This window comes from Stutzerimonas frequens (genome assembly GCF_024448335.1).
Classification (GTDB): Bacteria; Pseudomonadota; Gammaproteobacteria; order Pseudomonadales; family Pseudomonadaceae; genus Stutzerimonas; species Stutzerimonas frequens.
Genome location: NZ_JAMOHM010000006.1, coordinates 65,365 through 88,218 on the forward strand (window position 1 = coordinate 65,365; position 22,854 = coordinate 88,218).

Genomic DNA, 22,854 nt, shown 5'->3' on the forward strand with positions numbered 1-22,854 from the left:
CGGATCAGCGGGCTTGCTCCAGGCAATGCTGCGGACAGGGGGCCTGGTATTCGGCGGCAGGCGGCGGCGGGGCGACCAGCTGGTCGACCAGTTCCAGCGACTTTTCGAACGACGGGTAACCGCTGCGCGCGACATCAAGCTCGCCATAGGCCTGGCGGTAGCCCTCCGCCCTTTCCGGATCGGCTTCGGCGAGCAGGTAGGGTTCCTGATAGATCTTGTAGAGCAACGCCACCGCATGTGGATGACCCTTGCGCTTGGCCTGCTCCAGCAGTTGCAGCACTTCGGACGGTTCCGGGCCCTGGCGGATCAGCAGCAGCGCCTGGTAGAACTCGGTTTCACCCCGCCGGTCGAGGCGCGCGCTGCGATCGAGCAGGGCCTGCGCCAGCTCGTAGCCATCCTCGTTGCCGACCGAGATCAGGATCTTCGCCTGCATCAGGTCGTTCTGGTAAAGCAGGCGCTCGGCTCGACAGCTATCGCTCCAGACGCGATCGCAGGACTGGCTGGCGCAGCCGCCGAGGGCCAAAAACAGGCCGAACAGCAATGCCTTTTTCATGGCTGAATTGGTACTCCGTTCTCTTTTCGCCAGTATGCGGTGTGCCAGCTTCGATTCGCCAGTGGCGCTTACGTTCGCTCAGTATCTGGGGCAGGGCGCGCTCATCTCGTGCAGGCCGTAGCGCCTGAGCAACTTGAGCCAGCGTGCGCTGTGGGGCAGGTCGGCAATCATCTGCTGCATGAATTGTGTGGTTTCGGCGGGCAGGGTGGCAGTCATCAGCAGATGGCGATCGAAGACATAGAGCGGCTTGGGCGAGACGTACAGCTGGTCCGCCGATGTCTCGGTCAGGCTATAGAACAGGCGGGAAGAGCGTGGCATGAGCACCACATCGATGCGCCCGGAGAGGAGCTTGTTCAGGTTCTGCAGGTCGCTGTGCACGTCTTCGCGGCGGACCAGTCCCTTGTCGATGTCGGGCTGCAACTCGCGGTAGCGGTGACCGAGGATGCCGCCCAGACGCTTGCCGTGCAGCGAGCGTGGCCCATCGTAGTCGACCGGTGCGTCACGGCGGGAAACGAAATCCTGGATGTCGCAGAGCAGCGGAGGCGTCCAGCTGGCGCCGGTGGTCAGGTGCTCGGGAAAGAATTCCGGTGTGGCCCAGAGCAGGATGCCTGGCTCGTTGGCGGCGAGCCGGGCGTCGAGGCGCTTGCGTGGCAGCTGACTCAGGCGAAACTCGAAACGATCCTGATTGCTCGGGTGTTCATTGAGCAGCTCTACCAGCGCTTCGGAGAGCCCGCGGCCCTGACCGGAAGCGAACGGAGGAGAGGGCTGGTACGCCCAGACGGCGACGGGCTCGGCTGCCAGTGCCGGAGCTAAAAAGCAGATCAACAGCCAGAGCAGAAGAGTCCGCATCACGATCCTGTGTTCGGGGGAGATGTCGTGGCGATTTGCCGCGATACGCGGCAAAGACTGGTTCACAGTTGCCCGTTAGGCAAGTGCGCTCCGCCGACCGGCGCTGCGGGCCGGCTCGGGCCGAGGCGTCAGAAGCGTTCGTGCTCGCCGAGGAAGCGCCAGTGCCCCACCGGCAGCTTGGCCATCGACAGCCGGCCGATGCGGATGCGCTTGCTGGCGATGACGCGCAGGCCGATGGCCTCGCAGAGCATGCGTACATCACCCGGCGCGGGCTCCTTGACCACCACGCGCAGGCGGCTCTCGCTCTGCCAGCTGACCTTGGCCTTGGGCAGGATCTTGCCACGATGACCGATGCCCTTGGCCAGCAGCGCGAGGCCGCCTTCTTCGGCCTCGCCGGTGACTTCGACGATGTACTCCTGCTCCGGTTTGTCCCGTGCACCGGTCAACACACGGATCACTTCGCGCTGCTGAGTGAAGATCGCCAGGCCGCTGGCGTCATCATCCAGCGGCAGCAGATGGTGTTGCCGCAGCAGGTGACGTTGCAGTGGCTCGATGCGGTTGGGATCGTCCTGCCAGTGTTCGCCATCCAGCAGCACCTGGCGGATGCGTTCCGCCTCGGCTCCGATCGCCAGGCCGGCCGGCTTGTGCAGCAACAGGGTGACGGGGGCGACTTCGCGGGCAGTGGCACCTGCCTTCAGCTCGATGCGCTGTTCGGGCCCGACCTTGACGAAGGGCGCTTCGATCAGCTCGCCGTCGACGGTGACCCAGCCGCCCTCGATATACAGCTCGGCCTCGCGCCGGGAACAGCCGAATTGCTCGGCGACGCGTTTGGCAAGGCGCACGGGGTCGGTCATGGGATGCTCGAAAGGATCAGGAGGGAGGCGGAACGCGGCGAGCCATGGAACGGCTCGCCGAAAGCGGTTCGGATCAGTCGATCACTTCTTGCTGATGGTGATCTGGCGGGACGGGCCTTGGGTCTGGCCGCTCACACCATTGGGGATGGTCTGGATTTCGCCGCCAGCCTTGAGAAAGGCTGCCATCTGTGCGGCAAGGGATTGGCTGGTTTCGGTAGCAGGTTCGGGCTTGCGCTTGGCGCTGGTGGTCTTGGTGGCCATGGATCGCTTTTCCTTCAATCAGTCGAACCGGGCATTATACAGATTTGATCAAATTTTGTTCAGCTTTTTACAGGTGGTCATTTCCTGAAGCGTTTTCGCAACGCTTGTCGCGCCGCGCTGGTCTTCAATAGAGCGTTGTGGCGCGGAGCTTGCCGCGTCAGGCCACTTGGGAGGAACGCCATGCATCGTCACGTCATTCGCTCCGCGCTCTTCGGCGTCGGTTGTGCGTTTTCGCTCCAGCTCGTCGCCGAGCCGCAGGAATATCCCAGCGAGGCCGGCACGGTCAGGGTGAAAGAAATCATCACTGGTCTGGAGAACCCGTGGGGATTGGCCTTTCTGCCGGACGGCAAGCGGATGCTGGTGACCGAACGGCCGGGACATCTGCGTCTGGTCGATCTGGATGGCCATCTTTCCGAGCCGCTGGCCGGGGTGCCGGATGTATTCGCCCGCTCGCAGGGCGGCTTGCTGGACGTACGGTTGTCGCCGGACTTTCAGACCGACCGGCTGGTGTATCTCAGCTATGCCGAAGCCGGCGAACAGGGCATGGCCGGAACGGCCGTAGGGCGCGGTAGGCTCAGTGAGGATCTGTCCCGGCTGGAGAACTTCGAGGTGATCTTCCGCCAGCAGCCGAAGCTGTCCAGTGGTGTGCATTTCGGCTCGCGGCTGGTGTTCGATGGCGACGGCCATCTATTCGTCGCCCTGGGTGAGAACAATCAGCGCTCCACTGCGCAGGACCTCGACAAGCACCAGGGCAAGGTGGTGCGCATCCGGCCCGACGGCAGTGTGCCGCAGGACAACCCCTACGTCGGCCAGGATGGTGCGCGGCCGGAAATCTGGTCCTATGGCCACCGCAATCAGCAGGGCGCTGCACTCAACCCCTGGAGCGGAGTGCTCTGGACCCACGAGCACGGCCCGCGGGGCGGCGACGAGATCAACATTCCGCAAGCCGGCAAGAACTATGGCTGGCCGCTGGCGACCCATGGCATCAACTACAGCATGCTGCCGATCCCCGAAGCCAAGGGCAAAACCGTGCCGGGCACCGAGCCGCCGCATCACGTCTGGACGAAATCTCCCGGCGTCAGTGGCATGGCGTTCTATGACGCCGAGCGTTTCCCGGCCTGGCAGCACAGCCTGTTCATCGGTGCTCTGGTGGATCAGTCACTGATCCGTCTGCGCCTGGACGGCGATCGCATCGTCGGTGAGGAGCGTCTGCTCAAGGACATGGGCTCGCGCATACGCGATGTCCGCGTCGGGCCGGATGGCTTTCTCTACCTGCTCACCGATGCCGGTAACGGCAAGCTGCTGCAGGTCGGGCTCGAATCCCGCTGACGTCTCTGATCGACATGGCCGCGGTGGCTGACCGCGGCCGATGCAGCGATCTTCGATCGGCACGGAGCATTCCCGCGCATTGCCTGTCCCACTTTTCAGGCGGCCGCTGATGGCGGCCCCCTGAACGGGGTTGTACGGGTTCGATAACAAGATCGAGGGAGAAATGCCGTGGCTGTGGTCATCAGCGGATTGTTCTGCATCGTCATCGGCTTGGCGCTGGCTGCCGGCGGCGCGAAAGTCATCAGTCTCGGAGGCACCTGGTATTTCGCGGTCGTGGCTGGCGGTTTTCTGCTGACGGGCGTCCTTCTGCTGATGCGCAGACGCGCGGCGTTGTGGGTCTACGCACTGCTTATGCTCGGGGCGCTCGGCTGGGCCCTGTACGAGGTAGGCCCCGACTGGTGGCAGCTGGCTCCTCGCGGCAGCATCATCGCGCCGCTCGGGTTGTGGTTGCTCATGCCTTGGGTCGTGCAGCGACTGGGCTGGCAGCATTTCGGCTGGGGTGCGTGGGGTGGTGCTGCACTGCCGTTGCTGCTGGCGGTGCTGCTGTGGGGCGGTACGGCGGTCTATGCCATCGGCCACGACAGCCATGACATCAAGGGCATGCTGCCGCCACCGTTGGCAGAAGCGCCCGCTACCGACAGCGTGCCGGCCGGCGACTGGCATGCCTATGGGCGCACGCAGCACGGCCAGCGCTACTCGCCGCTGGCGCAGATCACGCCAGCCAATGTCGAGCGTCTGGAGCCGGTGTGGCATTACCATACCGGTGACCTGCGCGGCCCCGAAGATCCGAACGAGACCACCTACGAAGTCACGCCGCTGAAGATCGATGACAGCCTGTACCTGTGCACGCCGCACAACTTCGTCATCGCACTGGATGCCGAGACCGGACAGGAACGCTGGCGCTTCGATCCCAAGGTGCCGCATTCGGTCAACCGCCAGCATCTGACCTGTCGCGGGCTGTCCTACCACGCCGCGCCGGCCGGCAACGAGGCGCAGAGCTGTCGCCAGCGGCTGTTCATGCCCACCGCCGACGCGCGGCTGATCGCCCTGGATGCCAAGACCGGTGAGATCTGTCCCGGTTTTGGCGATAACGGCGAGGTGGATCTGTGGGCCAACATGCCCCACGTCAAGGAGGGCTTCTACTACTCGACCTCGCCGCCAGTGGTGGCGCGCGACCTGGTCATCATCGGCGGGGCGGTGAATGACAATGTTCGCGCCAATGAGCCTTCCGGAGTGATCCGTGCCTATGACGTCTACACCGGCGAGCTGAAGTGGAACTGGGACCCCGGTAATCCTGACGAGACCGCGCCCATTGCAGCAGGTGAAACCTACAGCGCCAGCAGCCCGAACAGCTGGAGCATTTCCAGTGCAGACGAGGCGCTGGGTTTGATCTACGTGCCGCTGGGCAATCAGGTGCCCGATCAATGGGGTGGTCGACGTAGCGAGAACAGCGAACGCTTTTCTTCTTCGATCGTTGCGCTGGATCTGGACAGCGGGGAGCTGCGCTGGGTGTTCCAGACCGTGCGACATGATCTTTGGGACATGGACGTGCCGGCGCAGCCGAGCCTGGTCGATATCCAGACCGAAGAGGGCCCGGTCCCGGCGCTGGTGGCGCCGACCAAGCAGGGCGACATCTATGTGCTGGACCGTCGCACCGGCGAGCCGATCCTGCCGGTACGCGAGGTGCCGGCGCCGCAGGGCGCGGCCGAGGGCGACTGGGTCGCCAAGACGCAGCCAGCCTCGGCGTTGTCCTACGAGCCGCCGAAGCTGCAGGGCAAGGACCTGTGGGGCGCGACGCTGATTGATCAGATGATGTGCCATATCCAGTTCCACTCCCTGCGCTACGAAGGGCGCTACACACCACCCTCCACTCAGGGCACGCTGGTGCATCCGGGCAATTTCGGCGTGTTCAACTGGGGCGGCGTAGCGGTGGACCCGGTGCGGCAGATGGTGTTCAGCACGCCGGCCTATCTGGCCTTCACCGCGAAGCTGATTCCCCGGGAGGATGCCGAGACGACCTACGTGTCCGAGCAGGAGCCGTTCCTCAACGAGAACTTTGGCTCGCCGTTTGCGGTTGAGCTGAAGGCTTTCGTCTCGCCCATCGGCCTGCCATGCACCGCGCCGCCTTGGGGCTACGTGGCCGGCGCCGATCTGCGTACCGGCAAGACGCATTGGCTGCGCAAGAACGGCACGGTGCGCGACCGTTCGCCCATCCCGCTGCCCTTCAAGATGGGCGTGCCGAGCCTTGGCGGACCGATGCTCACCGCCGGTGGCGTCGCCTTCCTTAGCGGGACGCTTGACTACTACCTGCGTGCCTACGATGTCAGCACCGGCCGCGAACTATGGAAAGCGCGTCTACCGGCCGGCGGTCAGGCCACGCCGATGACCTACGAGAGCCGCTCGGGTCGGCAGATGGTGGTGGTGGTCGCCGGCGGGCATGGCTCGCTGGGCACCAAAGCCGGTGATTCAGTGATCGCCTATGCATTGCCACGCTGACAGGCGCTAGAATCGCCGCCTTTATATTCGGGACCGCCCACATGGCCGCCATCGGACGCTACAACAGCCTGCAGATCGTCAAGCACACCGGTTTCGGCCTCTATCTCGACGGCGGCCCGGACGGCGAAATCCTGCTGCCCAACCGCTACATCCCCAAGGACACGCCGACCGAGGTGGATGATTGGCTGAACGTCTTCATCTACCTCGACAGCGAGGACAAGCTGATCGCCACCACCGAAAAGCCCAAGGTGCAGGTCGGTGAATTCGCCAGTCTGAAGGTGGCGGAGATCAACCGCGTTGGCCTGTTCCTCGACTGGGGCCTGCCCAAGGACCTGCTCTTGCCGCATTCGGAGGAGAAACGGCCACTGCAGGTTGGTGATTACTGCGTGGTCTACGTCTACGTCGACAAGCGCACCCGGCGCATTACCGCCACGGCACGCCTGGATCGCTACCTGGACAAGACCGCGGCGAATTACAAGGTAGGAGAGGCGGTGGACCTGCTGATCGTCGAGGCGACCGATCTTGGTTTCAAGGCGATCATCAACGGCCAGCACTGGGGCCTGATTCACAAGAACGAGGTATTCAAGTTTCTCCGTGGCGGCATGCGCGAGCGTGGCTATATCAAGGAGCTGCGGCCCGACGGCAAGATCAGCCTGAGCCTGCAGCCGGTGGGGAGTGAGGCGACCGATGCGCTGCAGGCGCTGATCCTGCAGAAACTGGAAGAAAACCAGGGCTCGCTGGATGTCAGTGATAAGAGTCCGGCCGAGGAAATTGCCCGCCGCTTCGGCGTCAGCAAGGGCAACTTCAAGAAGGCCATCGGTGGTCTTTACAAGCAGGGCCGCATCGTCATCCACCCCGATCGCATCGAACGCGCCTGAGCCAACCCCCTCGCCGGGTGGTCGCAATGACCACCCAGCGGCTGCTACAGATCCAGATTGATCTGCCCGCTGCCGACTTCCTTTCTCAACGACTCGCCTTTGCCCTCCGCATAGCTCAGCTGCCCGTCGACCAGGCGGGCAGGGGCGGTGAACGGGTGGGCGGCCGGCGGCTTCTCGTCCTGGATATGCAGGACTTCGATACCGCGCATTTTCAGCACGTCCGAGACCAGCGAACGATGGCAGCGCCACCAGAGCACCTCGGCGCACATCATCGCTGTGCGTCGTTGCGCAGCCATTTCCAGTAGGCGCTGCAGGCCGCGGTCGAATTCATCGCTGCGCAGATGGTCGGCATAGCCGCGAAACGAGCTGTTGCGCCAGGCCAGGTTTGGCGAATCCTTCAGCGGCCGCCGTCTGCCGCCCAGTTCCTCGATCCATTGATAGTGCAGCCCGTGCGCTTGCAGACCTTCGCGCAGGGCTGCCTCGCCGAACTGCGGCAAGCGCCTTGAGCCGGGAAAGCGGCGGACGTCGGCGATGGCCTCGATCTGATGGTGGCGCAGCAGCTCGACCAGCTGCTCCAGCGAGCGCGTCGAGTGGCCGATGGTCCACACCGTGGCTGGCTGAACCATGCCTCAGCTCAGCTTCCTGAGCGCCGACTCTTTATGCATTGCGACATGGTCGGTCTTGTCGCTCTTGATCTCGTATTGCGGCGCGTCCGGGCTGGCGCGCCGTGTGCGGCCCATGAATTCGGTGTCGGCCGTGTGCACTCGGGTGATGTGACCGCTGACCCGTCCTGCTTCCGAATTCCAGCTGACGTGATCGCCCACTTTGTACTTCTGGCTCATGGTGCCTCCGTTTCGTCGTTCGGTAAGGCTTCCGACAACCATCAGCCGACGAAGATCGGTTGTATCCGGCACTTGGTTTTTTATCCGACACGAAGGGCTGTTTTGCTTCTCCGCTATATACCGTTCGTCGGCAAGCTTGATAGCGGTTAATCCCTCCAGCGGCCACCAAAGTTCAAAAAGCCGACGCTCATTTTGGCGCCAGGTAACCAACTAGGGCGGTTAAACGTAATATCAATTCGACAGCTATCGCCATATGGATAATGGCAACTTAATGTTATTTGCGTGATGTGGCGATTTTCTGGCGATCTATTACTGACAAAAAAATTTCCATTAATTTTTCGAACCTATTATAAAGCCGCCACGCAAGACGATTTGCCGGTTTGTTCAGGGGGTGGACGGCGGGAAATTTCTTGTTGAACGGTTCGTTTGTTGTGACACCGCGGCACTCCTCAAGAGCAACGCCCCACGACTTATCGACCTCCCGTTTCTTTTTGAAGGCTCCGCCTTTGAAGCAGTAAGTTCCGGAGAGACTCAATGTCCACCAACCTGTTTTTCGGTGCCCGCAAGGCACTCGTCGCTTCCATCGCCGCCGCTGTTCTTCTGGGTGGCACCGCCGTTGTAATCACGCCTTATGCCGCTGCAGCGACGGTTGCCGCCGTATCGGTTTCCGCCAAGATCAATGCGTTCACCAACACCGATTGGCTGAACGGTGTCTGGCGCACCGGCGCCGGCTTCTCGATTCCTGCCACCTCGGCTAACCGCTCCGCGTTCGTGGCCGGCGTTTCGGTACGACTGGCGGACGGTCAGGTTCGCAAGATCAGCCGCGCGCAGATCGTCGGCAGCAACATGAGCGTCTTCCTGGAAGGTGCAAAGCTGGACGGCAACAAGGTTGGTGCACCGCAGGTGGTCACCATCGGTAGTACGGCCGTAACGGCACCGGTAACTTCCACCACTCCGGTCACTTCACCGACTACCGTCACCGCGCACTCGACCAGCATCAACGCATTCACCAATACTGATTGGCTCAATGGTGTATGGCGCAAGTCGCCGGGCTTCTCCATTCCGGCAAGTGCTGCCAACAAGGCTGCTTTCAAAGTTGGAGCGACAGCTAAGCTGGCAGATGGCCAGGTTCGCAAAGTTACCCAGGTACAAGTTGTCGGCGCCAATATGAGCGTCTATCTGGAAGGTGCGGCAGTTAACGGAAGTGTCGTTGGTGCACCGAACAAGTTGTCGCTGGCTACAACTTCCACTACCAGCCCGGCTCCGGCGCCCACTGCTCCGACCACTTCGGTCATCGCCACCAGCAACCTGAACAACTACACCAATACTCATTGGCTCAACGGTATGTTCCGTACTGCTGCCGGCTTCTCCATCCAGGCAAGCAGCGCCAACGTCGCAGCATTCAAGACGGGCGCGTTGGTGAAGCTCGCTGACGGCCAGACTCGCAAGGTGCTGCGCACTCAAGTGGTGGGCAGCAACATGAGCGTTTTCCTCGACGGTGCGGTGATCAACGGCGCGACCCTGGGCTATCCGAAGACCATCTCGGTGGTCAGCACATCGACCAGCGCTCCTTCGTCTCCTGCTCTGACTACTCCGCCGGTAGAAGCCGCCCCGGCTCCGGCACCGGCGCCCACCGCGCCTGACACCACCAACGGCAAGCCGCTGCTGGTCGGCGTCAACCTGTCCGGCGCGGGCTTCGGTCCCTCGGTTGTTCCCGGCAAGCACGGCACCAACTACACCTATCCGGCCGAGTCGTACTACAAGAAGTACTCCGATCTGGGCATGCCGCTGGTTCGCCTGCCGTTCCTCTGGGAGCGAATCCAGCCCAAGCTGAACTCGCCGCTGAACGCCGAGGAGTTCGCCCGTCTGAAGCAGTCGCTGGACTTCGCGCAGAAGCACAACGTCAAGGTGATTCTCGACCTGCACAACTACTACCGTTACTACGGCAAGCTGATCGGCTCCAACGAGGTGCCCATCAGTTCCTTCGCCGCGGTGTGGAAGCAGATCGTGCAGCAGGTGGTCAATCATCCTGCCGTCGAGGGCTACGGTCTGATGAACGAGCCGCACTCCACCAACGGGCTCTGGCCGCAAGCTGCCCTGGCCGCTGCTCAGGCAATCCGCACCGTCGACGCCAAGCGCTGGATCTACGTAGCGGGCGATCGCTGGTCGAGCGCCTTCCACTGGCCGCACTACAACACCCAGCTGGTCAGCAACCCGTGGATGCGTGATCCGAAGAACAACCTGGTGTACGAAGCACACATGTACGTGGACAAGGATTTCTCCGGCAACTACTTCGACAAGACCGAGCAGTTCGACCCGATGGTTGGTGTCAACCGCGTCAAGCCCTTCGTCGACTGGCTCAAGCAGCACAAACTCCGCGGCTACATCGGTGAGCATGGCGTACCGGATTTCTCGCCCTCGGCCATCGTTGCAACCGATAACCTGCTGGCCTACCTGCGTCAGAACTGCATCCCGAGCACCTACTGGGCTGCCGGTCCCTGGTGGGGTGAGTACGCCATGTCCCTGGACGTGAGCAGTGGCAAGTACCGTCCGCAGCTGCCGGTTCTGCAGAAGCACGCCAAAGCCGCAAACAGCTGCACCAGCATCGGTCCGCTGTAACACCGCGAACCAGCGATACCAGAACGGGCCTTCGGGCCCGTTTCTGTTTTTCTGGCGTCTAGAACCGCACTGCACTTCGTCGGCCCGCCGTTGCGATGGTCCCGGCTTATGAACTGACCACACGGTCATGACGTTCCGGTTCCTGCCGTTTCGCCTGTTCTCCCCGATCACGCCTGCAGCCCAGCAGCCATGCTGGCTGCGCCTGCGCATCAGGCGATAAGCCAGCATTTCAGCATTGAATCCATCGCTCCGCTGGCCGCGGGCCTCCGGGGCGATGCTGGCGCCAAAGTCTTGAACCATCCAGCCAGAGCGACGGAACTCGAAATAGGGGGGCCGGTCACCATTTATGTGCGCACCGAAACATGCACGGCAGCGGCAACCCCGTCGTCGTGCTACGGACCGTGGTCATCCGGCCAAATCCCTCTGACCCTATAAAAGGTGGACAACATGACGACACCCGACGAAGAGATCACAGGTTACGGCGGCCAAGCCGGGACCAGCTCGCCGCAGACAGGCAGTTCCTCCGGCCAGCCATCCATGCACAGCGACCGTTCGGCTCAGGCCGGAAGCGGCAGTGACGTGAAGGCCAAGGCACGCGAGGCCGGTGAGCAGATCAAGAACCAGGGCAAGGCGCAGCTTGATAGCTATCGCGGCACCGCCGCCGACGAGCTCGAGAAGATCGCGCAGAGTGCCAAGGCGGCTGCCTCCGAGCTGGAAAGCCAGGATCGCGCCGGCCTGTCGCACTATGTCTCCGACGTGGCTCAAGGCATGGTCGACTTTGCTGACAATCTGCGTGGCAAGAGCGTCGATGAGCTGGTCGGCGAGGTCAACCGGCTCGCCCGGAGCAATCCGGCCCTTTTCATCGCCGGCAGCGTTGCGCTGGGCTTTGGCCTGACACGCTTCGCCCGCGCCTCGAGCCATCGTTCGGAAAAAACCGCCGCTCGCGAACCCACCACCGACTACGGCCATTCGGATGCGGCGCGACCGCATCCGTCGTCGCCGCTGGGCGTCCCGGCCGATGTGACGGCTGAAACCCTGCCCAGCCAGTCCGAGCTGGATTCGCGTATTTCCAGCGGAGCCCCGGGTGGCACGGTTGGCAGCGTCAGCAACGCAGACATGCCGACGACCCCAGGCAGTACCAACGGCCTTGGCAACAACGGAAAAGGCACAACCGGAGGGCTAAATCGATGAACGAACAACGCAACCTCAATACGTCCTACGAGACGAGCCATCCGGACCAGGACAGCTCGGTGGGCGGGCTGCTGCGCCAGCTAACCCGTGAAGTGCCATCCCTGTTCACCAAGGAACTGGCTCTGGCGAAGGCCGAACTGAGCGAGTCCATGCGAGCCACCAAGGCCGGCGCGGCGAGCGTGGCCACCGGCGGCGCGGTCCTGCTGGCGGGATTCATCATCCTGCTGATGTCGGCGGTCTACTTCCTCAGCACCCTGATGGAGCCCTGGTTGGCAGCCCTCATCGTAGGGGGCGTAGTGGTCGTCATCGGGCTGATCATGGTGTCGGCGGGCAAGAAGAAGTTCGAAGCTTCATCCTTCAAGCCCGACCGCACCATCCATTCGCTGCACAAGGATAAAGAAGTCGTCAGGGGGCACGCATGAGCACGCACAATCAGGTAGACGTCGAAGCACGCAAGGATCCGGACACGCTGGAGCGAGAGATCGACCAGCAGCGGGCGGAAATCGGCAACATCGTCCATGCCCTGGAAAGCAAGCTGTCGCCGGGGCAGATGATCGACACCGCGCTGGGCTATGCCAAGGGCGGTGGTGGCGAATTTCTGCACAATCTCAGTGACACGGTAAAGGCCAATCCGGTGCCGACGTTGCTGACCGGCATCGGCCTGGCCTGGCTGATGGCGGGGCAGAACCGCCGTCCGGATTACAGCGCCGCTACATCGACCGGTCCTTCGATGACCGACAAGCTGTCGGCCAAGGCATCCGGGCTGAAGCAGCAGGGCAACGGCATCAAGGACAAGGCTGCGCAGATGCGCCACGATGCTTCCACCACGCTGGGCAACGCTCGCCATCGGGTAAGCGACAGCAGCCGGCAGGCTGCCGACAGCCTGCGGCATACGGCGGATCGCGCACGCGGCGGCTTCTCGCAGTTGCTCAACGAGCAACCACTGGCGCTCGGCGCGATGGGTATCGCCCTGGGAGCGCTGCTCGCGGCGACCGTACCGCCGACCCGGCGCGAAGACGAGCTGATGGGGCAGTCCAGCGACCAGCTGACCGACCGGCTCAAGCACAAGGCGAAGGAAGGCTACGAAGTGGCCAGTGCCGAGGGCCAGCAGCTGGCCGGACAGGTCAAACACGACCTTGAGCGCGATCACGGTCAGCCCGCTTCGCGACCCCACTGACGTACGAGCCGGAGGCAGGGGGTTTGATGCGGCCGGGCTTGAGTCCGACCGCAGAACCCCCGATAATCCGCCGCCTGGCGCCGGTGTAGCTCAGTAGGTAGAGCAGCGCATTCGTAATGCGAAGGTCGCAGGTTCGACTCCTGTCTCCGGCACCAATGAAATCAAAGGGTTAGCGTTGGCTAGCCCTTTTTCATTTAGGGCAGTGTCCCCGAAGTGTCCCTTTCTTGTCCCCTAGCGGATCGCTTGACCGATACAGCGTTGGAAGATATTGGTCATCGCCTGATAGTCACAGGTTACCGCATCGATATTTGCTTGGATCCACTCGCCCTCATCGACCTGCCACCAGCTGATCTCGTAGCCGGCGTTCACAATGATGTGATCAAACAGGATCCGCTGCGCGCGTCCGTTTCCTTCCCGGAAAGGGTGGACCATATTCAAGTCGCCATAGAGTTCAGCGACGGCGGAAACCAACTGTTGCCGTGACATACCTTCGTACCAGTTGGCCGCCTCCAATTGTCTGAAGAGCTTCGAAGCCTCCGGTTCGATTCGGGTGACGTTGCAGAAGTGCGTACCGCCTTTCGATATGTCCACGGTACGTAGTTCTCCCGCCCATTCGTAAACATCTTCGAAGAGAGTGCGGTGGATCCGTTGCAGATAGGTGAGATCGTACGGAGGAAGGGCGAAGTCTATGGAGACTGCAGCGATTTCGGAAAGCGTGCGCTCAGCAGCGTGAAGCGCTTGGTCATCGGTCAGGTCTAGGCGGTTGCGTAGAACCGTGGTGCCTGGATAGCAGAGAGGATCCTGACCGACACCGTACTTATCGAGCATCAGGCCTGCCGAGCGCGCAAGGCTCTCAGGGCAGCTTCGCGAGTTGGGAGTTTGCGTTTAGCGTCAGCGGGTGTGGTATCGAAGCCTTCCAGGCGCAGGCTGGCGGCATAGTTCGATTGGCGGACCTTCGCGTAGTAGGCCTTCTTCTCTTCCAAGGTCAGATCGGGCATAGCAAAAACCTCGTTCGCGGTGTGCGGGTCATTATAGCGGAATAGCGGATGCTAATTCGCAGCGTCTTGCCGGTCCTTCTGGCCGAGCAACGCCAGCGGCGAATGACTGAGAACAGTCGCGAAGTGATCCGGCGCCAGTAGGGGCGGCGAGGGCGCAGCCATCAGGCTGCCGTTCTTCATTACAGGGTGATCGCGATGCCTGCCTGCAGGGTGCGGGGAGCACCCGGGTAGGCCCAGATGTTGCCCCAGGCGCGCTCTTCGTACTCTTCGTCGAACAGGTTGTTAAGGTTCAGGTTCAGGCGAACCCGTTCGGTCAGCGGGTAGTAGGCGAGCAGGTCGACGGTGGTGTAGGCATCCATGTCAAACGCCGTACTGGTGGCACCGCCCTTGCGGTCGCCAACGTATTTGACGCCCATGCCTACGCCGAGTCCGGCCAGCGGACCTTCGGAGAATTCGTAGGTGTCCAGCAGGTTGAAGCTGTGGCGTGGCACGTTGGCCAGGCGCGTGCCGACCGGCATCGATGCACTCGAGCTTTCGGTGACTTCGGCATCGACGTAGGCGTAGCCGCCGATCACGCGCCACTGCGGGGTGATGTTGCCTGCCACGCTGATGTCGAAGCCGCGGCTGCGCGCTTCGCCGGCGGCGACCTGATAGTTGCTGTCGTACGGATCGCTGGTCAGCACGTTTTCCTTGGTGATGTGGAACAGCGCCGCAGTGACGCTGAGGTCATGCTCCGGCAGCTCGTACTTGACGCCGACTTCGTGGGCTATGCCTTCTTCCGGGTCGAATGCCTGGCTGCTGCGGTCGGCGCCGCGGTTGGGCTTGAACGAGCGCGAGGTGTTGGCGTAGACGGCCAACTCCTCGGTCAGGTCGTAGATCAGCCCGAAACGTGGGGAGACGGCGTTGTGTGCCTGGTCCCAGCTGCCGGCGGGGTTGAGCTTGTTTTCGTACTGTTGCTCGAAGCGCTCCAGGCGTGCACCGACTTGCGCTGTCAGGCGCTCGGTGAGGGCGATCTGGTCCTGCAGGAAGAACGCGTAGGACTCAGGTTCTCGTCATCGTAGGTCGTGGTGCGGGTCAGCACGGGCAGCGGCTGGCCGTAGACCGGATCATAGAGATCGATTGGAAAGTCGCTGGTCGCACCACCCGAGCGATCGATCTGGGAGTCGTAGTTGAAGTCGTCGAATTCCACACCGAGCAGCAGCGTGTGGGCCAGGCCCGCGGCGTCGAAGTGCCCCTCCAGATTGGCCTGCACCGCCAGTTCGTTCCAGTTTAGCCAGCGCTCGCTGTAGTTGCGCCCGACCGTGCGGCCATCGGCGGCCAGGCCATTGTTCTCCACCGCGCCGCCGTCCAGGCTACCGTCGAGGTACTGGATGCCGCCGCGCAGCAGCCACTGGCTGTCCAGCTGGTGCTCCAGGCGCAGTTGCGTGGTGGCGTTCTGGTTGGTCAGCTTGCCGGCACTCTCCTCTCCAAGGAAGCGATCGCGCGACAGGTCGCCGGCCTGGTTGGGGTAGCGGGTCAGACCGCGGTCCAGTGGATGGCGATTGTGCAGATAATCGCCTTCGAGGATCAGTGCGGTGTCATCGTTGAGCTGCCAGCGCAGCACTGGCGCAATGATGTAGCGCTCGCTTTCAACGTGGTCGCGGAAGCTGTCGCTGCCTTCGGCGACCAGGTTGAGGCGATAGGTAAAGGCTGCGCTTTCGCCCAGTGCGCCGGTGGTATCCAGGGTGCCGCGGCGTAGACCGTCGGTGTTCACCTGGCTGCCGAGCACCGTGCGCCGCTCCGCCTGCGGCTGCTTGCTGACGATGTTGAAGGTGCCGCCCGGATCGCCGCGCCCATACAGCATCGAGGCCGGGCCGCGCAGCACTTCGATGCGCTCCAGTGTGTTGGCGTCGGGCATGTTGGGATAGCCACGGTTCACCGCGAAGCCGTTGCGGTAGAACTCCTGGGTGCTGAAGCCGCGCACGAGGAATTCGGTCAGGCCCTGACCGCCGAAGTTGTTGCCGCGCTCCACGCCGCCGGCGTAATCAAGCGCATCTTCAAGGCGTGTTGCGCCGATGTCTTCGACGACCTGCGCCGGCACGACGCTGATCGATTGCGGGGTTTCGTGGATCGCGGTGTCGGTGCGGGTGGCGCTGGCCGAGCGGGTCGCACGATAGCCCTGCACGGGGCCGTCGGCGCGCTCGGCCGAGGCGGTGACCTGCATCTCCTCCAGTGCCAGCGGATCAGCGGGCGGTTCGTCGTTGGCTGAAGCCATAGCAGGGCAGGTTAGGGCAGGAATCGCGAGCATCGGGAGGAGAAGGCGCCGCATCGAAAGATCCTTGAGGGAAGGGAGCGAGGGCGGGCATCCTAATCTCAACGAAAACGATTATCAAATAGAAGGTGATCTCATCTGAATGCGCGCTACGGCAGGTTGCGCTGGGCGTAGCGGCGCAGGCAGATCGAGCGCGCGGCGATCTGCAACCAGCGCGCCGCGCAGCGCAGATAAGCGGCGGCTGCCAAGCGGTTCGGGGGTCACATTCGGCGGCTGCTCGGCGCTCAGTTGCAGGCGAGGACCACGCGGTCGCGGCCGGCTCTTTTGGCCTGGTAGAGCGCTTCGTCCGCAGCCTTGAAGGTTGCGTCTGGCGAGTCATGGCTGGTGCTGCAGGCGATGCCGATGGATGCGGTGACCGGCGCACCGGTTGGGCTGTTCGTATAACGCAGGCGAACCAGCAGGCGCTCTGCGGCGATGCGTGCACCGGCGGCGTCCGTGTCGGGTAGCAGCACGAGAAACTCCTCTCCACCCATCCTGCAGAGGACGTCGCTGGGGCGGGAGCACTCCCGCAGTACCGAAGCGAGGTAACGCAGCACGTCGTCGCCTACGTCATGGCCGTACTGGTCGTTGACCTGCTTGAAATGATCGATGTCCAGGGCCAGCGCGGCATAGTGTTGGTCGAGCAGATCGAACTGCTTGAGCGCCAGTTCGAGCCCGCGGCGGTTGCGCAATCCGGTCAGCGGATCGGTCATGGACGCTGCTTCCAGCGCGCCCATCTTTTGCTGCAGCAGGGACACGCCGGCAAGCATGGCGACCTTCAGGCGCGAGACCTCGAAGTACCAGGAATTGACCCGCGATATGCGGTTGGCTGCTTCCGGAGCGCTCCAGTGTTCGGCAGTATCGGCCAATGCGCGGATGGGCGCGGATATGAGTTTGGATAGCCACCAGAACACGGCCAGCGATACGAGCGCGAAAGGCACTGCGTTCATCAGGGTCGTGCGCGCCAAGCGGTCGAGCTTGGCGGTGATCGCGACCGTGGGGCGCTGCGCGATGATGCCCCAGCCGGTACTCGGCACCGGGGCGTAGCCGGCCAGCATGTCGACGCCGAGGGTGTTGGTGACTCGCTGGCTGCCTTCGCGCCCGGTCAGTACCTGCTGAACGACCGCATTGGAGGCCACGTTCTGGCCCACCCGCTGTCCGTCCTCATGGAAAATCAGGTTGGCCTGCTTGTCGACAACGTACAGGTAGGAGCCGTCGCGGTAGTAGTGCACGCCAAGCAGGCCGTGCAGTGCGTTGCGCTCGCGCAGGAATAGTGACGCGCTGATGAAGCCGAGATAGTGCCCGTCGGGGTCGAAGATCGGATGCGTTACCGCGATCAGATAGGTGCCGTCCGTGGCGATGTAGGGCTCGCTGATCAGCGGAATGCGCTCGCTCAGCGCGCGCCGCGCACCCGCGCTGTTGACCTTGAGGCCTACCAGCGCGGTGCTCTCCGGGGACGCTGAAACGATCTCACCGGTAGCACTGACGATCACTGCTCTGTTGAACTGATCGCTGTTGAGCTTGAGTCGCTCCGTTTCGCTGTCCCGTGCCGCGCGGGATCCTCGAACTTCGAGGAAAGCGCCTGCGCGGCATAGGCGAGTTCGCGACGACTGTTGAGAAAGAATCGGTCGGTGGTGTCGGCCAGCTTGCGCGCATAAGCCCTGTTGGCCTCCAGTGTTTGTTCGAACAGCTGGTCGCGCTGGGTGGTATAGCCGGCGAAGAAGCTGTTGGCGAAGGTGAGCAGGCCGGCGACGAGCGCTAGCAGGAGGGTCAGGCGTTGGAGATCCAGCCGGAACATGAAGCTTCCCGATTCTGCGTGTGTGTATATCGCCGCAACCTCTGAGCGGTGAGCGCGACTGCGTGGCGGGTGCAGACCCCTGGGGCGGAATGATACATGCGCGGACCGGGCGCTGAAGCGTCAACGACGGAAAAAAGCGGCCGCTGGCACAAGGGTGGTGCGGCGGATAACTACCGCTCTCTTTTACCGCTGAGCCCGATCGACATGTTTGATGTTTCTGTTCCTGCCGCCCGCTTGCTGGCCGTCGAGGGCGCGGCTGCAGGTGCAGGCCGATGTCCTGAGGGCCGACCAGCTCGGCACGTACGGCGGCGAACTGATGGAGCGGCGGGATGAGCTGGGCCAACGCATGGTCCAGCTGCAGGGTGGGCCAGCTATGGCCGAGAACCGTCAGCTGGGGCTGCGTTTGCAGCTGACGCCGGCATCGGCATGACCGGCGCAGGGTGGTCAGAGTGCAGTCGACAGGGTGATGGAGCCGAACTGATCGTGCTCCTTTTGCCCCTGGAATTCGCGGCTGCGCCAGACGCTGGCGAAGGCCAGCTGCCAGCGGCTCCAGGTCAACGCCACGCCGAGCTTGGCGTCGCCGACCCATTCGCGGCGGTCCACTGAATGGCTGTCCTCGAAGGTATTACCGTCCAGCAGCATGTTGTGCGCCATATAGCGCCCTTCGAGATTGGCGAAGCCATACCAGGCGAAGTCACCGCCGGGGCGAAAGAATTGACTACCGCTCTGCGCTGGCGCCACCGCCGGGATGCTGAAGCTGCGCTGCAGGTTCTGGCCCAGGCGAAGGCCCAGTCCGGCCGAGCCGTAGCTGTACAGGTTGCCGAGGGCGAAGCCTACGCTCGGGCCGTATTCCAGCTCGAGCCCGGCAAAGCGTTCCTGCAGCCACCAGCGATGCTGATAGCCCAGATTGACGAAGGCTTCGTTCTCCAGCTGGTTATCCCAGCCGTTGGGTTCGTCGCTGTCGGTCACCTTGTGCACGGCACGCTGCAGGCGCTTGCCGCCAGCGGTCGGGCCGACTATGCCCACGTCCAGGTGCAGGCCCTGCGCTGCGCGCCAGACTTCGTACTGGGTGTCGGAGAACATCGACATGCCGGCGAAGAGCAGGCCCGCGTAGGGGCGGTCGTCTTCGATCAGCGCTCGCGTTTCTATTTCCTCCGGCGTGTAGATCTGATGGCCGAAGCGGTAGGCGACGTTGTCGACGGCGGCGCCCGACCAGCCGGGCAGCAGATCGGCGAAGCGCCGCGTCCAGCTCTGGTCGTCCGGTTCGAAACCCCAGATGACTTCCAGGCCGTTGGTGTAGTGACCATCGCTGCCCGAGGCGATGATGTCGTTCTCCGCCTTGATGGCGAGGATGTCCGCATGGCTGACGGCGGGGGCGGTGATGGATGCGGCGAGCAGGCACGAGCACAGCAAAGAACGAGAATGCATGATTCAACTCCTGGCTTACGTTCTTGTTTGTATGTCTTTCTCGGACCATCACCGCTTCCAGCGGTTCGCTTGTCGATCAGGGCGCGTCGTACGCGCCGTTTCTGGCCAGCCCCGCCTTGCTGACCATCTCCTGTCTGGCTTCCTGCAGTTGCTCGGCCAGTGCCGCGGAAAAGTCATGCACGGCTGACCAGCGCAGGTGAATGGCGTCGACGAAGGCGGCCGGTGGAGCAACCCATTCGCGATCGGCGTTCCAATACTGAGCCCCGGCATGCCCGGCGATGGCGGCGTTCAGCCTGGCGTCAAAGCTGGCGAGAAAGCTGCCATCGGCATCGACCTTGGCTTTCCACTGCGGATGCAGGGGCGTGGAAACCACAAGCAGCTGGCGTTGCTCGTTCTTCAGGCGTTTCGACAGCTCGCCCAGGGCGACAAAGCAGCTGTCATCCAGCGCGTCCGGTTTGTCGTAGAACAGGCCGCGATCACCCTGCGGCTCCAGCGGCCCGTCGCCATGGCGGGTGAATACCAGCGGGTCCCATTCGATCTCGTTGGCCCGTTGCGCCTTGACCGTCTGCGCATTGCGCAGCAGCGAACGCGGCGAGAAGTAGCGCATGTAGTAGCCCCAGCGCGAGGCCTGCTGATAGACGTACTGGTCGGCGTGAGTGCGGTCGAACACCGCATCCGGCACCTTCCAGCAGCCGGCAAAGTCCAGCGGGTCGACGATCATCACCACCTGGCGGACGCTTGGTTCACGATCCAGCAGCCAGTTGGCGACATAGGTCGACTGGTTGGCGTGCAGGCCACAGAACGCACCGTTGAGCGGACGCAGGCCCGGGGCCTGCTCGATCAGCACGTCACCATCGACATGGCGCCAGGCGACCGAGGAACCGACGATCAGCAGGTTCGGATCGGCGATGGGGTTGTGCCGCAGAAAATGCAGCTTTTCGTCCACGCACAGGCTGTTGGAGAAGGCCGGTGGTGGCAGGTTGTCGGTGTGATTGAGCCAGGCGAGCAGGACGGCAAAGCCGCCGAGCATCCCGAACAGCCCGGCGAACATTCCCAGCAGGTAGCCGGCACGTATCCGCCGCTGGCCTGCTTCGGCCCCGGCGGCAACGCCGTCCGGGCATGTATCGACGGATCTGGCCATGACTCAACGCCCTCCGAGTTTGGTCTGGATCAACTGGGCGAAGTGGCCAACGTTCTTCAGCGATTCCAGTTCGGCGGTGCGGAACTTGATGCCGAAGTGCTGCTCGGCGGCCACGATCAGCAACACATGGGTCTGGCTGTCCCAGCCATCGATGTCGTCGGCGGTGGTTTCGGGTGTGAGGACGATGTCGTCATCGTCGAACACGTCATGGAAGACCTGGGTCAGCGCCTGGAGAATTTCCTTTTCGTTCATGCTTGCACCTGGATGTGATGGTTGATGGGAGCGCGCGAGGCCAGCTCGTAGCGCCAGAAACTTGCATCGGCGATGGCGTTGGCAGGGGCGGGACGCTGCTCGAAGCCCAACCGCGGATAGTGTTCGGCAACCATGCCGTTGCGTTCGGTGGGACGGTATTCGCCGACCAGTGCGCCCCAGCCTGCGGCCGCTGCCGCATCGGCCAGCACCTCCAGCACGACCATCTCGACTTCACGCCCCAGCACGCGGCAGCTCATCAGCCAGCTGTCGATCAGCAGTTCGTCAGCCTCGATGGCTGTATCCGGTCGCGCCAGCACCACGCTGATCAGGCCGTTATCGCCGAACTTGTCTTCCAGCCGCAGGGCCAACGCGATGGTTTGCGGATCGCTGGCCATGCGCTCGACTTCGGCTTCGGTATAGCGGCGGGTGGTGAGATTGAACTGGTTGGTCTTGTTGATCAGCTGGGTGGCGCGCGCCAGCTCGGCGGCGCCGATGCGGCCGACGCGCAGCACCATTTGCAGCCCGCGCAGGTAGCCTTCCATGTCCGTGGCCTGGTTCAGCGCGGCCTTGCGTTCGACATTCAGCGCATAGCTGCGGCCGCGCTCGGCGTCATCGGAGGTAAAGGACACGGCCTCGAAGTAACCCGCGGCGGCGATGCGCGCGGCGTAATCGGCGACATCGTCGGGCAGTTCCGGTACGGCGACTTGCGGCAGCTCGCGGCGCACGATGTCGCGCTCGGCGGGGTTGTCGTCGACGAATACCAAGCTATCCAGGCCGATATCGAGCATGCCCGCGATGCGCCGCAGGTTGCCGGCCTTGTCTTCCCAGTTGGCGACGAAAGCTGCGATATCGCTGCGCTCGAGCGCCATTTCCGGATGTGCGAATGCCGCCTCGGCAACGTGCAGGTCGTTTTTGCTGCACACCGCGAGAATCACCCCGCGGCGCGCCAATTGCGCAGCATAACGCTGAAAGGCGAGAAACGCCTCGCCGCTGGGGCTGCCCTGGCCGAGCTGGATACCGTCGATGCCGTCATCACCGATCACACCGCCCCAGAGAGTGTTGTCCAGATCGAGTACCAGGCATTTGCGCGACAGCCCTGCAGTGGCCGCTGCGATCCGTGCCAGCTGCTCGCCATAAAGCGGTGCCAGGGTCGGGCTGACCAGCTGCTTGGCCTGATGCCAGCGCACCGGCTCGGCCAGGCCGTCGCCATAAGCGGCTGCGTGCCAGGCCAGATCGAGCAGCAGCACGCAATCCTCGCGGGCAGCGGCTCGGATGGCCGCATTCAACCGTTCGATGACTGCCCGCGGCGAAGCCGGCACCAGTGCTTCGTAAGAGCCGAACAGTGGCGGGACGACTGGCACCAGGGTTTGCTGCACAACCTGCGCGGCATATCGCTCGCGGGCCCGGCGCCAGAGCAGGCGCAGTTCTTCGACGCGCTCCGCCACGGCGGCATCCACCTCCGCCTGGCCCGCCTGCAAGGGCAGTTGCAGCGGCGCGTCATGGGCGTCCAGCGCCAGCACCACCAGTTGCGGGGCGAAGGCGTTCAGCGCCGGGTCATCAGCCAGCAGTGCCTGTCGGTACATACCGTAGGGCGCAACGTGCAGCGAAAGCGCCAGGCGCCGTTGCAGTCCGGCCACGCGGATGGCCGGCAGCAGGTGATCGACCGTATGCGAGGACAGCAATGCCACCCGCAGTGGCGTCAGTCGTGCCGCCGTGGCGTTCTGCTCGATACCGGCGGTGGCCAGCTTGTCCAGCCGTGCGGTCAGGGTGAAATCCCGTTGATGAGCGGCCAGCTTGGCGGCTTCATGCAGCCGCTGCAGCGGATCTTCGATGCGTTTGGCTTGGCCGATGGCACCGGATAGATCCGCGTGTGTCGGCAGCCAGGAGAGCTGTTGCAT

At 63.3% G+C, this 22,854-nt stretch carries 22 protein-coding genes, 1 tRNA gene and 1 pseudogene; 9 read left to right on the forward strand and 15 right to left on the reverse strand.

The features are described 5' to 3' along the window. Positions 1-4 precede the first annotated feature (4 nt). The 4 genes from NAO55_RS10375 to NAO55_RS10390 form a co-directional block, all read right to left on the reverse strand. Positions 5-553, reverse strand: coding sequence for a hypothetical protein (locus NAO55_RS10375; protein WP_063541409.1), 549 nt, complete (start codon positions 551-553; stop codon positions 5-7). A 78-nt stretch (positions 554-631) separates the two neighbouring features. Beyond that, a complete protein-coding gene (locus tag NAO55_RS10380) occupies positions 632-1,402 on the reverse strand; it encodes a transporter substrate-binding domain-containing protein (protein WP_102840802.1) in 771 nt (256 codons plus the stop codon). A gap of 128 nt (positions 1,403-1,530) precedes the next feature. After that, positions 1,531-2,256 (reverse strand): RNA pseudouridine synthase, encoded by a 726-nt coding sequence (locus tag NAO55_RS10385; protein WP_102840803.1) that lies wholly within the window; start codon positions 2,254-2,256, stop codon positions 1,531-1,533. Between the two features lie 81 nt (positions 2,257-2,337). After that, complete coding sequence (locus NAO55_RS10390; RefSeq protein WP_102840804.1) at positions 2,338-2,517, reverse strand: PFL_1563 family small protein; 180 nt, start codon at positions 2,515-2,517, stop codon at positions 2,338-2,340. A 180-nt stretch (positions 2,518-2,697) separates the two neighbouring features. On the opposite strand from NAO55_RS10390, the gene NAO55_RS10395 reads away from it, so the two are divergent. The 3 genes from NAO55_RS10395 to NAO55_RS10405 all read left to right on the forward strand — a co-directional run bounded on the left by NAO55_RS10395 (position 2,698) and on the right by NAO55_RS10405 (position 7,220). Then, positions 2,698-3,846 carry a PQQ-dependent sugar dehydrogenase gene (locus tag NAO55_RS10395; protein ID WP_102840805.1) on the forward strand — a complete coding sequence of 383 codons (1,149 nt, stop codon included), beginning with the start codon at positions 2,698-2,700 and terminating at the stop codon, positions 3,844-3,846. Positions 3,847-4,014: 168 nt separating this feature from the next. Then, the gene (locus NAO55_RS10400) at positions 4,015-6,342 is read left to right on the forward strand and encodes a glucose/quinate/shikimate family membrane-bound PQQ-dependent dehydrogenase (RefSeq protein ID WP_102840806.1); all 2,328 of its coding nucleotides are present in this window, start codon (positions 4,015-4,017) and stop codon (positions 6,340-6,342) included. Between the two features lie 41 nt (positions 6,343-6,383). After that, entirely contained in the window at positions 6,384-7,220 is an 837-nt protein-coding gene (locus NAO55_RS10405; RefSeq protein ID WP_102840807.1) for a CvfB family protein, read from the forward strand. A gap of 44 nt (positions 7,221-7,264) precedes the next feature. Here the strand turns inward: NAO55_RS10405 and NAO55_RS10410 are convergent, their stop codons facing one another. Continuing rightward, positions 7,265-7,846: a DUF488 domain-containing protein gene (locus tag NAO55_RS10410; RefSeq protein ID WP_102840808.1), complete on the reverse strand. Its 582-nt coding sequence runs from the start codon at positions 7,844-7,846 to the stop codon at positions 7,265-7,267. A 3-nt stretch (positions 7,847-7,849) separates the two neighbouring features. After that, positions 7,850-8,062, reverse strand: a complete 213-nt coding sequence (locus NAO55_RS10415; RefSeq protein ID WP_063541423.1) for a hypervirulence associated TUDOR domain-containing protein — start codon at positions 8,060-8,062, stop codon at positions 7,850-7,852. Positions 8,063-8,596: 534 nt separating this feature from the next. On the opposite strand from NAO55_RS10415, the gene NAO55_RS10420 reads away from it, so the two are divergent. The 5 genes from NAO55_RS10420 (at position 8,597) to NAO55_RS10440 (ending at position 13,204) form a co-directional block, all read left to right on the forward strand. Continuing rightward, entirely contained in the window at positions 8,597-10,681 is a 2,085-nt protein-coding gene (locus NAO55_RS10420; RefSeq protein ID WP_102840809.1) for a glycoside hydrolase family 5 protein, read from the forward strand. Positions 10,682-11,128: 447 nt separating this feature from the next. Beyond that, the gene (locus NAO55_RS10425; protein WP_102840810.1) at positions 11,129-11,872 is read left to right on the forward strand and encodes a hypothetical protein; all 744 of its coding nucleotides are present in this window, start codon (positions 11,129-11,131) and stop codon (positions 11,870-11,872) included. Further along, positions 11,869-12,294 carry a phage holin family protein gene (locus NAO55_RS10430; RefSeq protein WP_063541429.1) on the forward strand — a complete coding sequence of 142 codons (426 nt, stop codon included), beginning with the start codon at positions 11,869-11,871 and terminating at the stop codon, positions 12,292-12,294. Before NAO55_RS10425 ends, NAO55_RS10430 begins: the two co-directional genes overlap by 4 nt. Continuing rightward, the gene (locus NAO55_RS10435) at positions 12,291-13,049 is read left to right on the forward strand and encodes a DUF3618 domain-containing protein (RefSeq protein ID WP_102840811.1); all 759 of its coding nucleotides are present in this window, start codon (positions 12,291-12,293) and stop codon (positions 13,047-13,049) included. The genes NAO55_RS10430 and NAO55_RS10435 overlap by 4 nt, the downstream gene beginning before the upstream one ends. 79 nt (positions 13,050-13,128) lie before the next feature. Further along, positions 13,129-13,204: transfer RNA gene (locus NAO55_RS10440), tRNA-Thr, on the forward strand. Positions 13,205-13,280: 76 nt separating this feature from the next. Here the strand turns inward: NAO55_RS10440 and NAO55_RS10445 are convergent. From NAO55_RS10445 to NAO55_RS21005, 5 genes and pseudogenes are all read right to left on the reverse strand, one after another. Next, complete coding sequence (locus NAO55_RS10445) at positions 13,281-13,877, reverse strand: putative adenosine monophosphate-protein transferase Fic (protein ID WP_102840812.1); 597 nt, start codon at positions 13,875-13,877, stop codon at positions 13,281-13,283. Beyond that, positions 13,877-14,047, reverse strand: a complete 171-nt coding sequence (locus tag NAO55_RS10450; protein WP_083674913.1) for a YhfG family protein — start codon at positions 14,045-14,047, stop codon at positions 13,877-13,879. The genes NAO55_RS10445 and NAO55_RS10450 overlap by 1 nt, the downstream gene beginning before the upstream one ends. Positions 14,048-14,226: 179 nt before the next feature. After that, positions 14,227-16,355 (reverse strand): annotated as a pseudogene (locus NAO55_RS10455) (TonB-dependent siderophore receptor). Between the two features lie 227 nt (positions 16,356-16,582). Further along, entirely contained in the window at positions 16,583-17,830 is a 1,248-nt protein-coding gene (locus NAO55_RS20965; RefSeq protein WP_232244541.1) for a GGDEF domain-containing protein, read from the reverse strand. Further along, complete coding sequence (locus NAO55_RS21005; RefSeq protein WP_232244542.1) at positions 17,827-18,135, reverse strand: hypothetical protein; 309 nt, start codon at positions 18,133-18,135, stop codon at positions 17,827-17,829. Before NAO55_RS21005 ends, NAO55_RS20965 begins: the two co-directional genes overlap by 4 nt. Positions 18,136-18,346: 211 nt before the next feature. Here NAO55_RS21005 and NAO55_RS10470 point away from each other — a divergent pair, with 211 nt between their 5' ends. Then, positions 18,347-18,565, forward strand: a complete 219-nt coding sequence (locus NAO55_RS10470; RefSeq protein ID WP_102840813.1) for a hypothetical protein — start codon at positions 18,347-18,349, stop codon at positions 18,563-18,565. 14 nt (positions 18,566-18,579) lie between these two features. On the opposite strand, the gene NAO55_RS10475 is transcribed toward NAO55_RS10470, so the two are convergent. From NAO55_RS10475 to NAO55_RS10490, 4 genes are all read right to left on the reverse strand, one after another. Further along, positions 18,580-19,563, reverse strand: coding sequence for a lipid A deacylase LpxR family protein (locus tag NAO55_RS10475; RefSeq protein WP_102840814.1), 984 nt, complete (start codon positions 19,561-19,563; stop codon positions 18,580-18,582). 76 nt (positions 19,564-19,639) lie between these two features. Continuing rightward, positions 19,640-20,704 carry a hypothetical protein gene (locus NAO55_RS10480; protein ID WP_102840815.1) on the reverse strand — a complete coding sequence of 355 codons (1,065 nt, stop codon included), beginning with the start codon at positions 20,702-20,704 and terminating at the stop codon, positions 19,640-19,642. A gap of 3 nt (positions 20,705-20,707) precedes the next feature. After that, positions 20,708-20,956, reverse strand: a complete 249-nt coding sequence (locus NAO55_RS10485) for an acyl carrier protein (RefSeq protein ID WP_102840816.1) — start codon at positions 20,954-20,956, stop codon at positions 20,708-20,710. Then, on the reverse strand, positions 20,953-22,854 hold the full coding sequence (locus NAO55_RS10490) for an HAD-IIIC family phosphatase (protein ID WP_102840817.1): 1,902 nt from the start codon (positions 22,852-22,854) through the stop codon (positions 20,953-20,955). The genes NAO55_RS10485 and NAO55_RS10490 overlap by 4 nt, the downstream gene beginning before the upstream one ends.

Coding starts and splice junctions, on each gene's coding strand:
- NAO55_RS10375 (WP_063541409.1), bottom strand. CDS start 553: ATGAAAAAGGCATTGCTGTTCGGCCTGTTTTTGGCCCTCGGCGGCTGC.
- NAO55_RS10380 (WP_102840802.1), bottom strand. CDS start 1,402: ATGCGGACTCTTCTGCTCTGGCTGTTGATCTGCTTTTTAGCTCCGGCA.
- NAO55_RS10385 (WP_102840803.1), bottom strand. CDS start 2,256: ATGACCGACCCCGTGCGCCTTGCCAAACGCGTCGCCGAGCAATTCGGC.
- NAO55_RS10390 (WP_102840804.1), bottom strand. CDS start 2,517: ATGGCCACCAAGACCACCAGCGCCAAGCGCAAGCCCGAACCTGCTACC.
- NAO55_RS10395 (WP_102840805.1), top strand. CDS start 2,698: ATGCATCGTCACGTCATTCGCTCCGCGCTCTTCGGCGTCGGTTGTGCG.
- NAO55_RS10405 (WP_102840807.1), top strand. CDS start 6,384: ATGGCCGCCATCGGACGCTACAACAGCCTGCAGATCGTCAAGCACACC.
- NAO55_RS10410 (WP_102840808.1), bottom strand. CDS start 7,846: ATGGTTCAGCCAGCCACGGTGTGGACCATCGGCCACTCGACGCGCTCG.
- NAO55_RS10415 (WP_063541423.1), bottom strand. CDS start 8,062: ATGAGCCAGAAGTACAAAGTGGGCGATCACGTCAGCTGGAATTCGGAA.
- NAO55_RS10420 (WP_102840809.1), top strand. CDS start 8,597: ATGTCCACCAACCTGTTTTTCGGTGCCCGCAAGGCACTCGTCGCTTCC.
- NAO55_RS10425 (WP_102840810.1), top strand. CDS start 11,129: ATGACGACACCCGACGAAGAGATCACAGGTTACGGCGGCCAAGCCGGG.
- NAO55_RS10430 (WP_063541429.1), top strand. CDS start 11,869: ATGAACGAACAACGCAACCTCAATACGTCCTACGAGACGAGCCATCCG.
- NAO55_RS10435 (WP_102840811.1), top strand. CDS start 12,291: ATGAGCACGCACAATCAGGTAGACGTCGAAGCACGCAAGGATCCGGAC.
- NAO55_RS10445 (WP_102840812.1), bottom strand. CDS start 13,877: ATGCTCGATAAGTACGGTGTCGGTCAGGATCCTCTCTGCTATCCAGGC.
- NAO55_RS10450 (WP_083674913.1), bottom strand. CDS start 14,047: ATGCCCGATCTGACCTTGGAAGAGAAGAAGGCCTACTACGCGAAGGTC.
- NAO55_RS21005 (WP_232244542.1), bottom strand. CDS start 18,135: ATGTTCCGGCTGGATCTCCAACGCCTGACCCTCCTGCTAGCGCTCGTC.
- NAO55_RS10470 (WP_102840813.1), top strand. CDS start 18,347: ATGTTTCTGTTCCTGCCGCCCGCTTGCTGGCCGTCGAGGGCGCGGCTG.
- NAO55_RS10475 (WP_102840814.1), bottom strand. CDS start 19,563: ATGCATTCTCGTTCTTTGCTGTGCTCGTGCCTGCTCGCCGCATCCATC.
- NAO55_RS10480 (WP_102840815.1), bottom strand. CDS start 20,704: ATGGCCAGATCCGTCGATACATGCCCGGACGGCGTTGCCGCCGGGGCC.
- NAO55_RS10485 (WP_102840816.1), bottom strand. CDS start 20,956: ATGAACGAAAAGGAAATTCTCCAGGCGCTGACCCAGGTCTTCCATGAC.
- NAO55_RS10490 (WP_102840817.1), bottom strand. CDS start 22,854: ATGCAACAGCTCTCCTGGCTGCCGACACACGCGGATCTATCCGGTGCC.